The sequence below is a fragment of the Paenibacillus sp. Y859 genome (assembly GCF_056786405.1).
In genome coordinates this window covers 298,687-315,862 of the sequence record NZ_JBXCIZ010000003.1, presented here as the reverse complement: position 1 = coordinate 315,862, position 17,176 = coordinate 298,687, and the positions used below count along the sequence as shown (strand labels likewise).

Genomic DNA, 17,176 nt, shown 5'->3' with positions numbered 1-17,176 from the left:
AATTACTTCATTATAAAAAAAGGATTTGTCACACCAATGAACGGGTGACAAATCCTTTTCTTCTTGTTATTCTTGCGTTGTTTCTTTCCTAGAATTCAGATATTCCGCCGTAGCTGCATCACGAGCACGACCTTTCTCCTTGAGCCTTTCAATAGCTGGTAGAATCAGAATATCAACTTCCTTCTGAACCGTATAAGCCATATCGTAAGCATCTTGTGATTCTAAGTAAGATCCAACTTCCATCAGTGCATTATAACGATCCAATTCATCCCTCGTAAGTAACCCACGAACTTGAACGCTGCAATGTCTCATCCTATAAGAATCTTCCCTTTTTCAGCGCAAGTCCAATGCCGCCGATAGTTAATAGATATCTCATGTCTACAATTTTCTTCAGTTGAGCTGCGATCCAGCCCTTATAAGTCTTGTTACCTACAATTGCAATCCCCTCACCTTTACCTAGAGAAGCGACTGTACCCTTATTACTATAATTGAATTTCTTCAGCGGTTGCTTACGTATCGTAGCTACCACGTTCTGTGCACAACACACACCTTGTTGCATCGCTATTTGTGCAGTTGGTGGATATGGGCGACCTTCTGGATTGAACACAAGTGAGTTGTCTCCAATGATAAATACATTTTCACTACCTGGGACGCGTAATTGCTCATCAACTTTGACCCGACCCCTCATCGTCTCGAAGCCTGCAGCTTCGATCATATGATTCCCACGAATTCCACCCGTCCATACAACAGTAGAAGCTTTGATCTCTTCACCTGTTGCAAGAAGAACTCCTTCGGTTGTACATTCCTTGATGGCTACGCCCATTTTGAACGTTACACCTTTACTTCTAAGTACTTCCATAGCGTACTCCACTAATTCGGGAGCAAACCCTGGCAATGCAGTTGGAGCTGCTTCAACATTATAAATATTCACAAGATTAGGTTCCACATCATATTCTTTACAAAGCTTCGGAATACGATCAGCTAGCTCAGCTACGAATTCAATACCACTGAATCCAGCTCCCCCAACTACGAAATTAATGCGTTCTTGTGCGTTCTTCTCATTCTTATATTGTGCAAATTGATATTCAATATGTTTGCGTATCAGGCGGACCGAGTTGATGCTTCGAATGGACATCGCATGTTCAGCAAGCCCAGGAATACCGAAACTTTCAGGCTCTCCTCCCAATGCGATGATAAGATAATCATAAGAAAGCGTACCATCTTCAAGAATAATCTTTCTTTCTTGCGGACGAATCTCTTGTACAGATGATTTCACCAAATCAATCTTAAATTCATCAATTAAATTCGAAATTGAAACGCGTGTATTCTCTATACTATCTGTCCCTGCAGCTGGCATATGCAGATGTGTTGTGATGTAGTGATAGTCATGTCGATTTACCAGCGTAACATCAGCCTCGTTATACTTTAATTCTTTTTGTAGTCTTTGCGCTGTTAAGATTCCTCCGTATCCAGCACCTAGAATTACAATTTTGGGAATGTTGCTCATGATCCTACTCCTTCCAAGTTTTCCTCTTTATATAGTTTCAAGCTTTTCAAACCTTATGTTGTGAAAATTTACATATCAATAATAAAACACTTCAATTCTAGAAATGAGATATTTATCACATATATACTAAACCTTTTATAAGATATAATCAAAGGTATGTTTCATTATTGATCTAGCTCATCACATATACATAGAAATACTAGCCATTTTGCAAGTAAATATCAAGATTTATTTGTAAAGGACGACACTTTTCTTATCTTGTCGATCAGATTATAATGAATAAGATCAATTATGAAACAATAACTATTTATTTGGAGGTGCTTTACCGAATGACATCCGAACCAATTAACGAAGAAATGACCGATATAATTATCATCGGGGGCGGACCTGCTGGTATGTTTGCTGCATTTTATTGTGGTATGCGTCAAGCGTCCGTAACTCTTATCGAAAGTATGCCTCAGCTTGGTGGGCAACTTGCTGCTCTTTATCCAGAGAAATACATTTATGATGTTGCTGGATTCCCTAAAGTGACAGCTCAAGAACTTGTAGATAACCTACAACAGCAATTGGATCTCTTTAAGCCTACTCTACGTCTTGAAGAAAAGGTCATCTCTGTCGTTAAAGTAGATGAACGCCATTTCATTGTTGCAACTGACCAAGGTGAATATCATTCTAAGGCAGTCATCATAACAGCAGGTGTGGGCGCATTTGAACCTCGCAGACTAGAAGTTCCGGGGGCAGAACGTTTCGAGAAGGCGAATCTTCATTACTTTGTGAATGACCTTCAAGCTTTCAAAGGTAAAAAGGTACTGATCAATGGTGGCGGTGACTCCGCAGTTGACTGGGCACTTATGCTAGAACCTATTGCTGAACAAGTTACTCTTGTCCATCGTCGTGATAAGTTCCGTGCACATGAACACAGTGTTGAGAACTTAATGTCTTCCAAAGTAAATGTAGTTACACCTTCAGAAATCACTGATCTTCACGGAGAGAACACAATAGAAAGAGTCACCCTCTCACATGTTAAAACAAAAGAAACGCAAGAGATCGAAGTAGACGAGGTTATTGTTAACTTCGGATTCATATCCTCTCTAGGACCTATATCTGAATGGGGCATCACCATCGAAAGTAATTCAATTGTTGTAGATTCACGAATGGAGACTAATATCCCAGGTATATTTGCAGCAGGAGATATTACTACTTATTTAGGGAAGTTAAAACTCATTGCCGTAGGATTTGGCGAGGCTCCTACAGCTGTAAATAATGCCAAAGTATATATTGATCCTGAAGCACGTCTCTCTCCAGGCCATAGCAGTAACATGAAGCTATAACTTCCATTATTATAAATAAACAGCTTTAAGGGTATCCCTTCTTAACGGACATGCTTTATCGTTAAGTGGATACCCTCTATTAGTCTGTCATAATCATGTATGTTAATAATGCACGCACACCTCCGAAACTCCAACTTTATAAGTACCGATCACTACCTAAATACCTAAATTACGTTTGTTTATTTCAGCTAATAGTAGCTTTATGAAATCACGCTCTAGCTTTAACTGAACTGCCAGCTCATAGGAATCTAGCAACATCTCATCCGTTAATATAGCTATGACAACCATATCCTTTCCTATTTCTTCCTAAAACTATCATATCAAACAATCAATAGCAGAACAAGCGTTCTATTTATCCACAGGGCACTGTGGAGAACCTGTGTATATTTTGTTGATAATAGTCAAATAGACTGTCAAATAGCAGTGGATAATGTGGACAATTGTTATGCACAGGGCAGAATCCTTTCACTTCCAAGAAAAATATTTTTTTATTCTTTATCTACTCTATTAAATTACCCTCTATTAAGTCCGTGACTCAACTTTTCGATAGTTCTTATTGTGGACGAGTGTTTACTTCAAAAATCCAAATCCGGCCATTTATATCCACCCCGTAATCAAATCCGAGCTCACCAATTCCCGGGAAATGTCGCTCCATAATGGTTGTGCACACTCTTGTCAGTTGACGCATTTCTTGACGCTTAGCTTTGGTCGATTTATTAGGCATGGACCGACGTAATCCCTCGTGGCAACTAAGCAGTGTCCCTCCCTTACTCAGATTCGTAACAAACAGACCTGGCTTTGCAAGACGCCCTACCATAGAACGGAATATCCATTCCCCCCCTGACTTAACTACCTTTACCCGATAGTCAATAGGTCGCCCATTAATGGTTGCCAGACGGATTCCTTGTTGTATTAAGTAGGGTCTAGATGCTTTTATTTTGCGAAATGCTATCATCATATTGTCAAAACTCGAAAAACTCAAAGTTTGTGAATGATGTGTTAGCTTATACCCTTTCGCACTAACACTTATTCGTATGACCCCATATCCACCCCCACCAACAACTGGCTTCACAACAACCATTCCAAATCTACGAAGCATCTTTCGCATGTTAGAATCAGTTAAGTGCCTTGTCAGTGGAATAAACTTTATGACACTAGGATTACTCAATAGTGCCTTCGTCTTTAACCACTTGCTTGCCAACTGTCTTATTTCCATCTTCATCCATCCCTTCTGGCTGGTATATAGTAACATACTCCCACGTTGCCAATAATTCTTGGATGATTGGCTTACACTATTAAATCGGATATAATCAAGTGTAAATGGATATGAAGATACGGGAAGGAAGATGAAACTGTGGCACAGTTTTTCGAAATTTTATATTGGATCGCAATTGTTGGGATGTCAGCAGTCCTGGCATTAGTTACTTTAATGATTTTTGCCATTGGGTTTAAGTTCATTAAAAGCAAACGAAGTATACTAGGAATGAGCTGCATCGCCTTTTCCATCGTAGCCGCTACTATGATCGTATTGATGGTCAATCACACATTTCTCTTGAACATATGATAAGACCGTTACCTGCGCAGTAAACAGCTAAAAGCCACTTGATTGAGAAGATTTACCTTCCGAATCAAGTGGCTTTTATTGTATACCGTTCAGATCAAAATTCACGCATGAATACATCCCTTACTCTCTCCTCAAAACGCTCTATCCCCTTATTAACACTCGCCCTCAGGAGCAGGCTTGCCTGCATCCAACGCCGTACGGAAGCTTGAGCCACACCCACACGTAGCGGATGCATTCGGGTTATTGATGGTGAAACCACCTGTCATGCCGGATTCCTCGAAGTCGATTTCGAGTCCATCAAGATAGATCAAGCTTTCCTTGTCAACGACGATCTTCATATCATTAACATTCATATATATGTCATTCTCAGCCTCGTCATCATCAAATCCCATTGCATATGAGAAACCACTGCAACCACCAGCTTGCACGCCAAGTCTTAGGAACATATTCGGTGTTTCTTGTTCTGATAACATCACTTTCAGTCTATCTGTAGCTAGATCACTTATATTAATCATTATTTCAGCCTCCTTTTGAGTCATACATCAATTATACTGCACAACGCATTTACCCTCAAGTGAGTACAGACTAAATAGTTCTTCTCCGTCTACCTATTCATTTCTATTCATATTGCGACTACTTAAAGGTAGGTCTATAATAAGATAGTATGAATTCGATTGAACAGGGGGAATTATTGTGTCTACACTTACTACACTTACTACACTTACTACACCTAATACAGATCAACACATGGCTGCCATTATAGAAAAGGTACAATTAGGACAACGTTTAACGATTGAAGATGGTATTTATCTCTATCAAACAGATGATATATTGACCCTTGGACAACTTGCGAACCAAGTCAATCTTCGTAAGAATGGAAAAAAGGTATATTTTATTGAGAATATGAGTCTTTACTTTACTAATGTATGTGAGTCCTATTGTGCCTTCTGTAACTTCCGTAAAGATCAAGGAGAAGAAGGATCTTATACCCTCTCAGGCGAAGAAATGGTTCAACACGTGAATCAGCATATTCATCCTGGTATCCGCGAGTTTCATATTGTTGGAGGTCATAATACCCATGTCCCTTTCCAATACTATGTGGACTCTTTACAAACCTTAACTGATCATTATCCTGACGTCACCTTAAAGGCATATACCGCAGCCGAGATCGAGTTCTTTACACGTATAAGCGGTCTTAGTACTACTGAGGTACTTCAGAAGCTTCAGCAAGCGGGTCTGAAGTCTCTAACAGGTGGCGGAGCTGAAATTCTTTCCGATCAATATCGTCAAAAGATGAAGGTCGATAAAGCCAATGTTGAGCAGTATTTAGACGTCCATCGTTCAGCTCATCGATTGGGAATGAAGACACACACGACGATGTTATATGGCTCTATTGAAAGTCATGAAGATCGCATTAAACATATGGTTCAAATACGTGAACTTCAGGATGAAACGAACGGATTTATGGTATTCATTCCACTGTCCATGCAACCCAAGAATAGAAACGCTGGTATTATGCGACGTAATTCTGCCTATGAGGATCTCAAGACCATTGCCATTAGCCGATTAATGTTGGATAACATTGACCATATCAAAGCATACTTCATTAATATAGGGGCCCAATTGACTCAAATGGCCTTAAGCTTTGGCGCTTCTGACGTTCACGGTACAATCATAAATGAACGTATTAGTCATGCAGCTGGTGCTTTAACCCCAGAAGGATTGACACGCAAAGAATTAATCTGGCTTATTAAAGGTGCTGGACGAATTCCCGTTGAACGCGATACTTTCTATAACGAAATCCAAGTGTACGAATAATTATTCACCCATAATCTGAGTAGATAAAGGGGACGAGGCATTCATGAGGAAACTAGTTATTCTTGGTGGTGGATATGGTGGTCAAGCAATTATACAAGGTCTTATCAATCACCACCTACCTGATGATGTTGAAGTCATATTAATAGATCGAATGCCCTTTCAAGGACTTAAAACAGAATATTATGCCTTGGCTGCAGGTACCGCTGCAGATATTGATCTTCGGGTCCCTTTTCCCAAGCATCCGCAACTCAGAATCCAATATGGCGAAGTTACTTCCATTGATTTAGACAACAAAACTATCCATATAGCACACGCCGAGGACATTTCATATGAATATCTTGTCATAGCTCTTGGTAGCACAGATAGTTACCACGGAATTGAAGGTGCCGAGCAATATACAAATAGTATCCAATCGTTCTCCAATACCCGTAAAACTTATCGACAACTTAATGATCTCTCACCTTACGGTCGTGTGAACATTGTGGGAGGCGGTCTTAGCGGAGTTGAGTTAGCAGCCGAATTAAGAGAAAGTAGACCCGATCTGAATATTTCTATTCTTGACCGCCCAAGTCGTATTCTCTCTACTTTTCCCTCTAAGTTGTCTATTTATGTAGAACACTGGTTCAAAGTCCACCACGTAGATATTCGTTCCCTTATTTCAGTCGAGCGAGTGGAAGATGGTGTCATCTATAATGGTTCTGAAATCATTCATAGTGATGTAACGATATGGACTGCGGGTATTCAACCTGTCCAAATCGTACAAGATCTTCAAGTGGTCAAAGACCGCGGTGGGCGTATTATTCTAAATAGTTATTCCCAAATCGCTCAACACCCTGAAGTTTATGTTATTGGAGACTGTGCAAGCCTGCCATTCGCACCAAGCGCACAGGCCGCTGGTGCTCAAGCCGAGCAAGTCGCCGAGGTTATTCATTCGTTATGGCGTGGAGAAACTCCTAAATTACAACCCATTCGCTTAAAGGGCACTCTCGGCGCTCTCGGTAAAAAGGCTGGTTTCGGACTCATGGGTAAATCCTCTGTTATGGGGCGTGTTCCCCGTATATTAAAGAGTGGCGTTCTTTGGATGTCTAAACGGCACTTTGGTTAATCTAGATCCAGATCCAGATCCAGCTCTTCCCATGCTTCAGCTTCTTTAATTTTTGCCATAATAGCAGTACGGAGTTCTTCCGCAGTCTCCGCTGACACAATTTCACCATCTACCATAGCATATGGCATCATATAACATTGGCCGCAATTCGTTAGACATCCATATTCAACAACGTCATAATCAAGGTTAAGCTCTAGCTCTGCCATGATTTTATCCGTACCAAAATGTAAATTATTCGTACAAAATTCAATAATCGGTCTCAATTGGTTCCACCTGCTTTACTTTCTGTTTTGTTTTTGTCTGCATTTGTACTATAATGAGTATATAGGAAGGAGTTGAACACTATGAGTGAAAACGCACAAAGCACCATGTATGATGAAGTATTGGATGTATTAGATAAACTTCGTCCGTTTCTTCAACGTGATGGCGGTGACGTAGAATTGGTCGACGTAGAAGATGGTATCGTAAAACTAAGATTGGTGGGGGCATGCGGCAGTTGTCCGAGCTCCACTATTACTTTGAAAGCTGGTATAGAACGTGCTCTCCTTGAAGAGGTTGATGACATTCAGGATGTAATCCAAGTATTCTAAACCAAATTTCTAAAGTAAGAAATCTTCATCATATTTAGAGAAAGTCTTGGTCTTCATTTATAGAAGAGACCAAGACTTTTTTTTATGCAATTTATACCCATGGTCTAATGGGATCAAGCCCACCCGTAATATCCATAATATTACCCGTTATGAAGTCGGAATCTTCCTGACACAAATATTGAATAACTCGGGCAATATCCTCACCACTACCAGGTCTTCCATTAGGAGTCTCTAGATCCACTATGTCTTCAACTTCTGCAATGGACTTCTCTTTATTCATTCCTCTAATATCTCCAGGACACACCATATTAACCGTAATTCCATAAGGCGCCTCTTCTACAGCTAATGTCTTCGTGAACGAGACCAACCCTGTCTTGGCTGCTGCATACACCGCACGATGAGGCCAAGCTCTCGCTTCACCTGCATGTCCGAAGCCAAAGTGGATAATTCTTCCCCACTTCTTCTTCCGCATAGAAGGAATAACCATATGATCAAGCAACATCGCACCAAGTAAATTACCATGAATAAGAGCTATGATCTCCGCTTGGGTATACTCTAGAAATGAACGCCTTTCCCTTATAAAAGGACCCGCATTATTCACGATGATATCTGTACCACCGAATTGCGTGTTCACTTGATCTACCAATCTCTCGATTTGTTTGGGCTCAGAAATGTCAGCCGCAATAGCGATACACTGTACCCCCTTGCGCTCAATAATGCTACGTAATTCCTCTGCTTCATTCGCACTATGAACATAATTAAGGACGATATTGCAGCCTTGGTCCGCCAAGGTTAGTGCTGTTCTCTTACCTAGTCCCTTCGCACTTCCGGTAATCAGGGCTACTCTTCCATTCAAAGCTTTCCCTCCTCAAAGAGTGGTCATCCATTAATTATAGAAGATTTAATAGCCCTCTACAAATATAATCCCACAGAACTAAAAATCGTTCTGTGGGATTATAAGAAAATCACTATAAATTCGAGTTCAAAAGGTCTGGTTTTTAGCACATAAAAGTATCAATTAGAATGCTGGAAGCACGGCTCCTTTATACTCATCCTCAATAAATTTCTTCACATCGTCGGAAGTTAGTGCTTTCGCTAGCTTCTGGATTGCTTCTGAGTCTTTATTATCTGGACGAGCAACCAATATGTTCGCATATGGATTATCTTTACCTTCGATAATCAATGCATCATTCACAGGATCTAATCCAGCATCTAGTACGAAGTTCGTATTAATGATTGCAAGATCCACTTCTTCCAATTGACGTGGTAGAATAGCAGCATCATGTTCAGTAATTTTAAGATTCTTCGGGTTATCAGTAATATCACTTATCTTCGCTTCCACTTTATCCGGATCACTTAGCGTGATTAGACCGTTATTAGCTAACAAACTAAGAGCGCGCCCTCCATTGGTAGCATCATTCGGAATTGCAACCTTAGCACCGTCTGGCAGATCATTGATTGATTTAATTGTACTAGAATATCCACCTAGAGGCTCAATGTGTACAGCTACGATGGATACTAGATCCATTGAGCGTTTCCCATTCTCACTATCAAGATACGGTTGGTGTTGGAAGAAGTTCGCATCCAATTGCTTCTCGAACAATTGAGTATTAGGTTGAACATAATCTGTGAATTCGATGATCTCTAACTTTACGCCATCTTTTTCTAATTCTGTTTGAATATGCTTTAGAATTTCGGCATGAGGTACAGAGCTTGCCCCAACTTTCAATGTATCTGATGATTTGTTACCACAAGCAGCCAATACAACAACTAGTGACAAACTAAGAAAAGCAAGTGACCATTTTTTCATTTGTAATTCCCCTTTTCTTTGATATGAATAATGTGATATATATGCGTCCGAATAGATATTCGGTTGATGCCATATGAATGAAATTCTTACTTTCGTGTAAAATGACGCACAAGACGATCGCCTGCCATTTGTAGACACTGAACAAGTATAACCATTAACAACACAGATATAATCATAACTTCCATTTCATAACGGTAATAGCCATATCGAATGGCCAGGTCTCCAAGACCCCCTCCACCCACCATACCCGACATCGCCGTGTAGGAGACGAGAGTAACGATTGTAATCGTCATCGCTGCCAATAGACCTGGTCTAGCTTCCGGTAACAGTACACGCATAATAATCTGCTCTATCGAAGCACCCATTCCCTCTGCAGCCTCAATCACACCACGATCCACTTCACCAAGAGACGTCTCAACGAGTCTCGCAAAGAATGGAGCCGCCCCAACAACGAGTGGAGGGATCGTCCCTAATACCCCCATCGACACCCCAACAATCTGTCTTGTAATGGGAATCATAGCAACGATTAGAATGATAAAAGGTACCGAGCGTAATATATTCACAATGACCGAAAGGATTGAATATACGAAATAGACTTTACGATCAGAAGATCGTCCGGCAAGATAGAGAAAAATACCTAATGGAAGTCCAATAATAAATGTAAATACAGCAGACGCTCCTAACATCTTCAATGTATCGACAATAGCAATTGCAATCTCGTTCCATTCTACCTTAGAGAAATCTAATCCCCACATCAGCCTATCACCTCCACGTCAAGCCCTTGACTTACTAGCTTATCCATTGTTTTAGAAATATCAGCCGACTCACCTTCAAGTCGAACAATAAGTTGACCATAAGGGGTATCTTTCAGAGTAGATATCGTCCCTTGTAGGATGGCAAAATCTACTCCTGTCTCTCTCACTGTTCTTGAAAGAATAGATTCGTAGGTTTTCCCACCTAGAAAAGTAATCTTAGCAACTTGAGAAACTAGAGGGTATATAGAACTCATATTTACTGCTTGTTTAAGTAAGTCGCTATGATCCAGATCTCCCCGTGTAAAGTCACGTGTGATGTGATGTTGTGGGTTAAGAAATACATCTGACACTGTGCCCTGCTCTACAATACCGCCTTGATGAATAACAGCTACGCGATCACAAATACTCTGAATGACATGCATTTCATGCGTAATAAGTACGATCGTTAAGTTGAATCTCTTATTTATATCCAGCAATAGTTTCAAAATAGAGTTCGTTGTTTGCGGGTCCAATGCGGATGTTGCCTCATCACATAACAACACTTCTGGATCACTTGCCAATGCACGTGCTATACCTACACGCTGCTTCTGCCCACCAGATAGCTGTGCCGGATATTTATCACGATGATCTTCTAGACCAACAAGAGTAAGTAATTCATTCACTTTCGTCTCAATATTACTGTTAGATGTGTGAACAAGGCGCAATGGAAATGCAATATTATCATAGACGGTCGCCGAAGAGAGCAGATTGAAATGTTGATAAATCATACCTATTTTACGACGCTCAGCCTGCAATTGCTTCGTTCTCAAAGAGGTCAGATTAACGCCATTCACCCATACTTCACCTGATGTTGGTCGTTCAAGCAAGTTAATACATCGTATAAGCGTACTTTTTCCAGCACCGGAATGACCGATAACCCCGAATATTTCTCCCTTTTCAACCGAAAGATCAAGTCCAGCTAATGCCGTCGTTACACGATTACCTTTGCCGTACTCCTTTGTTAATTGCTTTAATTCAATCAAGCTCAAGCCCTCCTTTCACGTTCGATGTGACAATAGTATAAATATCAAACAATATAAAAAGCCCATTTTTCAGAATGAAAAAGGGCGCTCTTTATGTAAAGACGAAGCCTTCTCATCTGTCAGCGCCGATATAACACGGTTCTGAAGGATTTAGCACCATGACATTTGCAGATATTGAGGGACATTTATCCCTGTTCATACAAACCGGTTGCCGGGCTTCATCGGGCCTATCCCTCCGCCACTCTTGATAAGAAAAAACGTATGAAATTAATTGTTGTTATTATATGATCTTTCTGAAAGTTTGTCAAAAGTATTTTTATTCCATAATATCAAATAAACAATCAAGTCCTGATGGACTTATCTATCCATTGTTTGTTTGTATAAAGATAAACAGTGGAGAGCGTTCTACAGATCATATCTAGACCTTGCTTTAGTTCTAGCAAATGCATGTCCAGATCTTCTAGTGTAAGCTTATCATGAAGTCCATGATGTCGTTGCCATAGATCATCTTGCATTTCCATATTCATATAATGAATTTCTGAATTTCTTCGTTTTCTAAGAATTCTAAGCGGCTCACGGTATTCTTCCTTGATAGAAGTCAGCATCACCCCTAGTGAACTATGCTTCTTATTACGTGGAAATTGTCGTAACACCGTAAAGAAAGAATACTGAGACTTAACCTTTGCTGTTCGTAAATCATAAATTTCATTTAACACGGTACCTAGTTTATCTAGAAGAGCAAATACACGGATAAACCCGTTCTTATAGAAATAAACATACCGAGAGTACGCGAGTTGCTCATCTGAGGTCATATCATCCATATATCCAGCTGTTACAGATTTCCTGAAATAGAATGATACAGAGTAGCTTTGTTCCAACTCAGTCAAGGACGATATAAGACCACGAGTCCACACCTCTATTTTACGTAGGTTATGGGTTGGGTCCTTATAACGATTCATTTCTTGCTGTAGCAAGTGAGTCGCCTTCTTCATCGCAACATAAGCATTCTCCAATAAGGGATTACTTTCTTCCATTGACGTGTCTCCAAGTAATTCTCTCAGCATAGTAATACCCCCTATATACGGTATAGTCTGTCCATCGGATTGAAGATTTACGAATCACAGTTCGTCTCTACTTTCTTAATTGCCAGACTCTAACACTAAGATAACACAGTACACCAAATAAAGAGGACACGAGCAGATTATGAAGTAAAGCTGCAAATATATAGAGCTCAGCATTGCCCAAAGTGTAGATAAGCCCTGCACCACTTAATACTTGCATAAGACATAGAATGACAGCCGAAATACCCAACATTTGCAATTCCCGATTCCCGTGATTCCCATGATATGCCAAATGCGCCAGCGTCGCGACCATAATAAATAAAAGTAACGCAGCTAATCGATGAATAAAGGCGATCCCAACCCCACCCGACAGTTCCGGTATCCATTCTCCATTACAGAGTGGCCAGCCTGAGCATCCCCCAGACGAATCAGAATGACTGACATAAGCACCAATATATACAACAACGTAACAATATCCGGTCGTAATCCAGGTCATATTTTTGAAAGTTGAACTTACCCGCTGCATTCTAACAAAATCTAGGTCACCCTTCGATTTATGTACTCTACGTATTCCTAGCGCGAGCATTAGCGCACTTGCAAAGGCGATCAATGAGAAGCCAAAGTGTAACGCTTTTACGGCAGAGGATTGATCATAAATGACTGTAAGAGCCCCCATAACAGCTTGAACCAATACGAATATTAGTGTCATCACAGCATACGCCCTTAAATCACGACGTCTGTTATATAACCAAAAAGCAATAACGACCGCCAATGCTAATAAACCAGCTAGTCCACTCACCAATCGGTGTGAATACTCAATGAATGATTCAACCGTATGTGCCGGGACAAACTTACCGTGGCATAGCGGAAATTCTTGGCCGCATCCCAACCCTGATCCTGTTCTCGATACAACCGTACCACCAAAGGTGGCAAAAAACATCACGAAAAACGTTACATAACTAAGCCATTTTAATTGTTTCGTATTCAATATGTTCACCTGCTGATCTAATTATTTTTGCTTTTTTATTATAACCTATAAATGTATCCTACCATAGTTCCTTTGCGGAAATCCCATTCATAAATAGAAAAACACCACCCCTATCTTTTATAGAAGTGATGTAAATCTTTTGTTTACTATATCGTGTTATACACGTTTATGGCTGTTTGCAGAAACTGTTCAATTTCTTCACGTGATTTGCGAATTTTATTTACAAAGCGAACGAGTTCCCTTCCGTCTGCGTACGCAACAAAACTTGGTATACCCATAATATTCTGTTCCTCGCTCACCGTTCCAACTTGTTCTATATCGACTTCTATGAGCGTTAATTGTTGTGAGAACTTCTCCTCAACCTCACCAATAAACGGCTCAATATACTTACAATCAGAGCACCAATCTGCTTTGAATATGGCAACCGTTAAATTTGGAGATTGTATAGATGCGTCAAATTGTTCTTTCGAATTTACCTTTTCCATCCAATTCAACCCTTTCTACTCTTCTTTTTATATAAGTGAACCAAAATGGGGAGTGGAAGTCAAACTTTTGAGCCATACTGACCATAAAGACAGATCCTTAGAAAGGATGTTCAAATATGTCGAACAAGCATTCGAATACCCACTCATTCATCAATACGTTGAGCCTTGTAAGAACTCTTCCACAGCAAGCTACTGAGATGTTAAAGGGTAGATATGCCTGCTGGAAATTATCACGCCCATTTCACAAACATCGTAGGACCTTAGGATGGAACGAGGCAACTGCACAAATAATAAGAGATCAAGTAGACAGAGCACTAGACGACTTGAATCGCTACCGAGATAATCATATTCACTTGGACAAAGAACTTCATCGATCCTTAACGGATTTAGAACATCACATCATACATGAAATACAAATCGCTACAACTACCGCCAACCAGAGTAACATCACACGTACTCAAGCCTATCTTCATTGCTATGAGGCCTATCCTGAACTACATTGGGCCTTATTAGCCCACATGGTATCTCGCAATGCAGGTTGGAACATGAGCGACCTGAAAGGTGGCTTAATGGCCGATCTGACAGATTCATCTCTCAGAGATGACATCTACCGAATGTTAGAACGCTGCAATGCTCTTATTTTTCAAGATGCCTATCCTCAACTTCAACTCTACCTGCACAGTAGGCAACATGGTTGCAGCTTCTTCCATCTCCTACCACATTTCCATGTATCTACGTTCATGGATTCCTTTTGGAATCATTTCTGGCTTGATCGGAACGGTGCGTTGCTCGCTGTAGGTTTAATTATTAACGAGCAACATTATATTGAGGATCGAGTCATTCAACAACCCTTTTTCCAGAAAAGGATCTTCCAGAGTTCAGCATATAAGATCAATCATCTAGCCCATGTGAATCAAATTCTCTTCCCTCTAGCCGAGATTAATCCTTCTAATAGCAAGGAGTGTGCTGATCCTAGCCCGTCTCCAGGACTCGTAGGTCTGGTATTAGAAAGTTTCAAAGATATCGAAGAACGAATCAATCTTGGCAAATCATTATATGGTCTTCTTTTCGGATACAGTGACGTCCTAGATCGAGTTACCTCATATGCAAACAGTATGATTCATCAGGGCTCAAGAAGCGAGTATTGGCCACATTTATTTACTACAGATAAAGAGACAGCTGTGAACTCCCCCTTAGAGAGCTCACAGCTGTTAGATCATGAATGGCTATCGTCAGGACAACGTATTTACAGTCCCGTTCTAAATGACGTGTGGTTCGATATGCCCTATGATCCCATTCCCCGATACGATTGGCTTAAAGACAAGAATATTACCCATTATATCTCCAAACCTTCGAGACCTATTCTAATTGAGATGAGTCACGATCACCGAGCCGCATTGCAAAAGGCAGCATTAGCACACGATATCATAAGAAACTTTAATTAATGTAAATCTTTCAGTGTCAACTATTCGCACGATTGCGAATACGCTTCGGTTGCAGAGTCATAAGTGGTGAGAATACCTTCTGTAACATGCGAGGGTAGCTGGTTAATTCATCTTGACGCAGTACCCCAAGTACAATAAGCAGAACCAAGTAAATAATAACGACAGCGACTCCTACAACTAAACAGGTGATTAGATAAGCTAATCTATCTGGCATGATATGTACAAGTTGGATTCCAGCTTGATTCAGTCCATACCCCGCTCCAGCTGACACAATAATCGTTATCATGAAGCTAACCCAGCGTTTCCCAAGGATCGTGAAAGGCACGATCACCTTAAGGAGTCTAAGGTTGAGAAGCGTAATTACTAAGAAACAAAGTCCCGTTGCTGCGATAATACCATAGATTCCAAAGAATGGAGCTAGAGCATAACTGGCTGCAAGCTTCACAACGACACCAATCATAACGTTGACCATCGACACTCTCGCTTTACTCACGCCGAGTAATATTGAATTAGAAGTCATCATCGTGATCTGGAATATCGTTCCGAATGTAAGCAACATAATAATCCCACTACCATCTAAGTTACTAAACAACAGACCATTGACAGAATATGATGCCACACATAGTGCGATAACCATTGGCATTCCTGTTAGAATGGCAATTCTCATAGCTAATGTAATTTGTTGTTTGAGATAAGGCTGATCCCTGCGAGCAAATGCAGCTGATATGATTGGTATCAGTGATGTACTAAGGGCGATAGCTAGAATTGGAGGAATACCTGCTACTGGCTGTGCCCGACTTCCGAGAATAGCTAGAGCTTGAGTTGCGTAAGCATCTCCTGACTGCCCTATTAGCAAATCTTTAATAATAGAAGTATCAATAAAGTTCACAGCCGGAACAGCTAACGAGGTCAATACAATAGGTATCGATAATGTAAATATATCTTTATAAATACGCATCAGAGGAATCGACGAACCTTGACCCTCTTGAAGATGAAGTGTGCGATCCTGTTTACGTATTTTGATTGTGAAATATAACATAACCCCAAATGCACCAATACTACCGAACACTCCTCCGAACGATGCCCCGGCAGCAATCAAGCTATCATCGTAATCCATTCGTAGCAACACATATGCCAGTATGAGTGCCGTTCCTACTCTTGCAATTTGCTCCACAATTTGCGAGAGACCACCAGCCATCATATTGTTACGACCTTGGAAATAGCCACGCATCATAGCAATGGTAGGAAACAACAAGAGTGCAGGTGCCAAAGTACGAATAGCAAGGGTTGCTTCAGGTGTGTGCGTGCTGGCAGCGTAATACGGTGCACCCACGTACAGGAGAACCGTCATGAGAACCCCCATGACCGCAGAGAAGATTAAGGCCGCATGATAAATTCTCTGTGCCTCATGTGGTTTCTCCAATGCATAGCGCTCGGATACCATCTTGCTTAGTGTACTCGGGATTCCAGCAGTTGCTACTGTCAATAACATCAAATAAATGCTATTGGAAATCGTAAATGAAGCATTACCAATATCACCAAGCATATGTTCCAGTGGTACTCGCTGTGCCAAACCGAGAACACGTGCGATCAAGGCTGCCGCTGCTAGAATAAGTGTTCCTTTAACAAAAGATTCTTTCTTTACCAAACTCGTTCCCCTACTTTCTCACGACAAGACAGCTCCAATTGCGAGCA

20 protein-coding genes and 1 riboswitch are annotated in these 17,176 nt (G+C 40.7%); of the genes, 6 read left to right on the top strand and 14 right to left on the bottom strand.

Going from position 1 to position 17,176, the window contains the following annotated elements; translation table 11 throughout:
* Positions 1-66 precede the first annotated feature (66 nt).
* On the bottom strand, positions 67-312 hold the full coding sequence (locus tag AC1TO8_RS10500) for a hypothetical protein (RefSeq protein WP_482055550.1): 246 nt from the start codon (positions 310-312) through the stop codon (positions 67-69).
* 1 nt (position 313) lies between these two features.
* Positions 314-1,507: an NAD(P)/FAD-dependent oxidoreductase gene (locus tag AC1TO8_RS10495; protein WP_482055549.1), complete on the bottom strand. Its 1,194-nt coding sequence runs from the start codon at positions 1,505-1,507 to the stop codon at positions 314-316.
* 329 nt (positions 1,508-1,836) lie between these two features.
* Here AC1TO8_RS10495 and AC1TO8_RS10490 point away from each other — a divergent pair, with 329 nt between their 5' ends.
* Complete coding sequence (locus AC1TO8_RS10490; RefSeq protein WP_482055548.1) at positions 1,837-2,838, top strand: NAD(P)/FAD-dependent oxidoreductase; 1,002 nt, start codon at positions 1,837-1,839, stop codon at positions 2,836-2,838.
* Positions 2,839-2,994: 156 nt separating this feature from the next.
* Here AC1TO8_RS10490 and sda read toward each other — a convergent pair whose 3' ends face one another.
* Positions 2,995-3,117 (bottom strand): sporulation histidine kinase inhibitor Sda, encoded by a 123-nt coding sequence (gene sda, locus AC1TO8_RS10485; RefSeq protein WP_482055675.1) that lies wholly within the window; start codon positions 3,115-3,117, stop codon positions 2,995-2,997.
* 274 nt (positions 3,118-3,391) lie between these two features.
* Positions 3,392-4,054 carry a YheC/YheD family protein gene (locus tag AC1TO8_RS10480; RefSeq protein WP_482055674.1) on the bottom strand — a complete coding sequence of 221 codons (663 nt, stop codon included), beginning with the start codon at positions 4,052-4,054 and terminating at the stop codon, positions 3,392-3,394.
* Positions 4,055-4,192: 138 nt separating this feature from the next.
* On the opposite strand from AC1TO8_RS10480, the gene AC1TO8_RS10475 reads away from it, so the two are divergent.
* On the top strand, positions 4,193-4,402 hold the full coding sequence (locus AC1TO8_RS10475; RefSeq protein WP_482055547.1) for a hypothetical protein: 210 nt from the start codon (positions 4,193-4,195) through the stop codon (positions 4,400-4,402).
* Between the two features lie 152 nt (positions 4,403-4,554).
* On the opposite strand, the gene AC1TO8_RS10470 is transcribed toward AC1TO8_RS10475, so the two are convergent.
* Positions 4,555-4,917, bottom strand: a complete 363-nt coding sequence (locus tag AC1TO8_RS10470) for a HesB/IscA family protein (RefSeq protein ID WP_482055546.1) — start codon at positions 4,915-4,917, stop codon at positions 4,555-4,557.
* A 232-nt stretch (positions 4,918-5,149) separates the two neighbouring features.
* Between AC1TO8_RS10470 and mqnE the strand changes: the two genes are divergently transcribed.
* On the top strand, positions 5,150-6,220 hold the full coding sequence (mqnE, locus tag AC1TO8_RS10465; RefSeq protein ID WP_482055673.1) for an aminofutalosine synthase MqnE: 1,071 nt from the start codon (positions 5,150-5,152) through the stop codon (positions 6,218-6,220).
* A gap of 43 nt (positions 6,221-6,263) precedes the next feature.
* Positions 6,264-7,325 carry an NAD(P)/FAD-dependent oxidoreductase gene (locus AC1TO8_RS10460; protein ID WP_482055545.1) on the top strand — a complete coding sequence of 354 codons (1,062 nt, stop codon included), beginning with the start codon at positions 6,264-6,266 and terminating at the stop codon, positions 7,323-7,325.
* Here the strand turns inward: AC1TO8_RS10460 and AC1TO8_RS10455 are convergent.
* Positions 7,322-7,588, bottom strand: a complete 267-nt coding sequence (locus AC1TO8_RS10455) for a YuzB family protein (RefSeq protein WP_482055544.1) — start codon at positions 7,586-7,588, stop codon at positions 7,322-7,324. The genes AC1TO8_RS10460 and AC1TO8_RS10455 overlap by 4 nt on opposite strands.
* An 81-nt stretch (positions 7,589-7,669) precedes the next feature.
* Between AC1TO8_RS10455 and AC1TO8_RS10450 the strand changes: the two genes are divergently transcribed.
* Positions 7,670-7,915, top strand: coding sequence for a NifU family protein (locus AC1TO8_RS10450; RefSeq protein WP_438347211.1), 246 nt, complete (start codon positions 7,670-7,672; stop codon positions 7,913-7,915).
* Between the two features lie 91 nt (positions 7,916-8,006).
* Here AC1TO8_RS10450 and AC1TO8_RS10445 read toward each other — a convergent pair whose 3' ends face one another.
* The 7 genes from AC1TO8_RS10445 to AC1TO8_RS10415 all read right to left on the bottom strand — a co-directional run bounded on the left by AC1TO8_RS10445 (position 8,007) and on the right by AC1TO8_RS10415 (position 14,036).
* The gene (locus AC1TO8_RS10445) at positions 8,007-8,771 is read right to left on the bottom strand and encodes an SDR family oxidoreductase (RefSeq protein ID WP_482055543.1); all 765 of its coding nucleotides are present in this window, start codon (positions 8,769-8,771) and stop codon (positions 8,007-8,009) included.
* Between the two features lie 162 nt (positions 8,772-8,933).
* Complete coding sequence (locus tag AC1TO8_RS10440; RefSeq protein ID WP_482055542.1) at positions 8,934-9,725, bottom strand: MetQ/NlpA family ABC transporter substrate-binding protein; 792 nt, start codon at positions 9,723-9,725, stop codon at positions 8,934-8,936.
* 86 nt (positions 9,726-9,811) lie between these two features.
* Complete coding sequence (locus tag AC1TO8_RS10435) at positions 9,812-10,480, bottom strand: methionine ABC transporter permease (protein WP_482055541.1); 669 nt, start codon at positions 10,478-10,480, stop codon at positions 9,812-9,814.
* Positions 10,480-11,502: a methionine ABC transporter ATP-binding protein gene (locus AC1TO8_RS10430; RefSeq protein WP_482055540.1), complete on the bottom strand. Its 1,023-nt coding sequence runs from the start codon at positions 11,500-11,502 to the stop codon at positions 10,480-10,482. Before AC1TO8_RS10430 ends, AC1TO8_RS10435 begins: the two co-directional genes overlap by 1 nt.
* A gap of 109 nt (positions 11,503-11,611) precedes the next feature.
* Positions 11,612-11,756, bottom strand: a riboswitch (SAM riboswitch).
* A gap of 87 nt (positions 11,757-11,843) precedes the next feature.
* Positions 11,844-12,566 carry a Cthe_2314 family HEPN domain-containing protein gene (locus AC1TO8_RS10425; protein WP_482055539.1) on the bottom strand — a complete coding sequence of 241 codons (723 nt, stop codon included), beginning with the start codon at positions 12,564-12,566 and terminating at the stop codon, positions 11,844-11,846.
* 67 nt (positions 12,567-12,633) lie between these two features.
* Complete coding sequence (locus AC1TO8_RS10420) at positions 12,634-13,551, bottom strand: COX15/CtaA family protein (RefSeq protein ID WP_482055538.1); 918 nt, start codon at positions 13,549-13,551, stop codon at positions 12,634-12,636.
* A 146-nt stretch (positions 13,552-13,697) separates the two neighbouring features.
* Entirely contained in the window at positions 13,698-14,036 is a 339-nt protein-coding gene (locus tag AC1TO8_RS10415; RefSeq protein WP_482055537.1) for a thioredoxin family protein, read from the bottom strand.
* Between the two features lie 116 nt (positions 14,037-14,152).
* Here AC1TO8_RS10415 and AC1TO8_RS10410 point away from each other — a divergent pair, with 116 nt between their 5' ends.
* Complete coding sequence (locus tag AC1TO8_RS10410; protein WP_482055536.1) at positions 14,153-15,481, top strand: DUF2515 family protein; 1,329 nt, start codon at positions 14,153-14,155, stop codon at positions 15,479-15,481.
* 16 nt (positions 15,482-15,497) lie between these two features.
* Here AC1TO8_RS10410 and AC1TO8_RS10405 read toward each other — a convergent pair whose 3' ends face one another.
* Positions 15,498-17,129, bottom strand: coding sequence for a putative polysaccharide biosynthesis protein (locus AC1TO8_RS10405; RefSeq protein ID WP_482055535.1), 1,632 nt, complete (start codon positions 17,127-17,129; stop codon positions 15,498-15,500).
* Positions 17,130-17,176 lie beyond the last annotated feature (47 nt).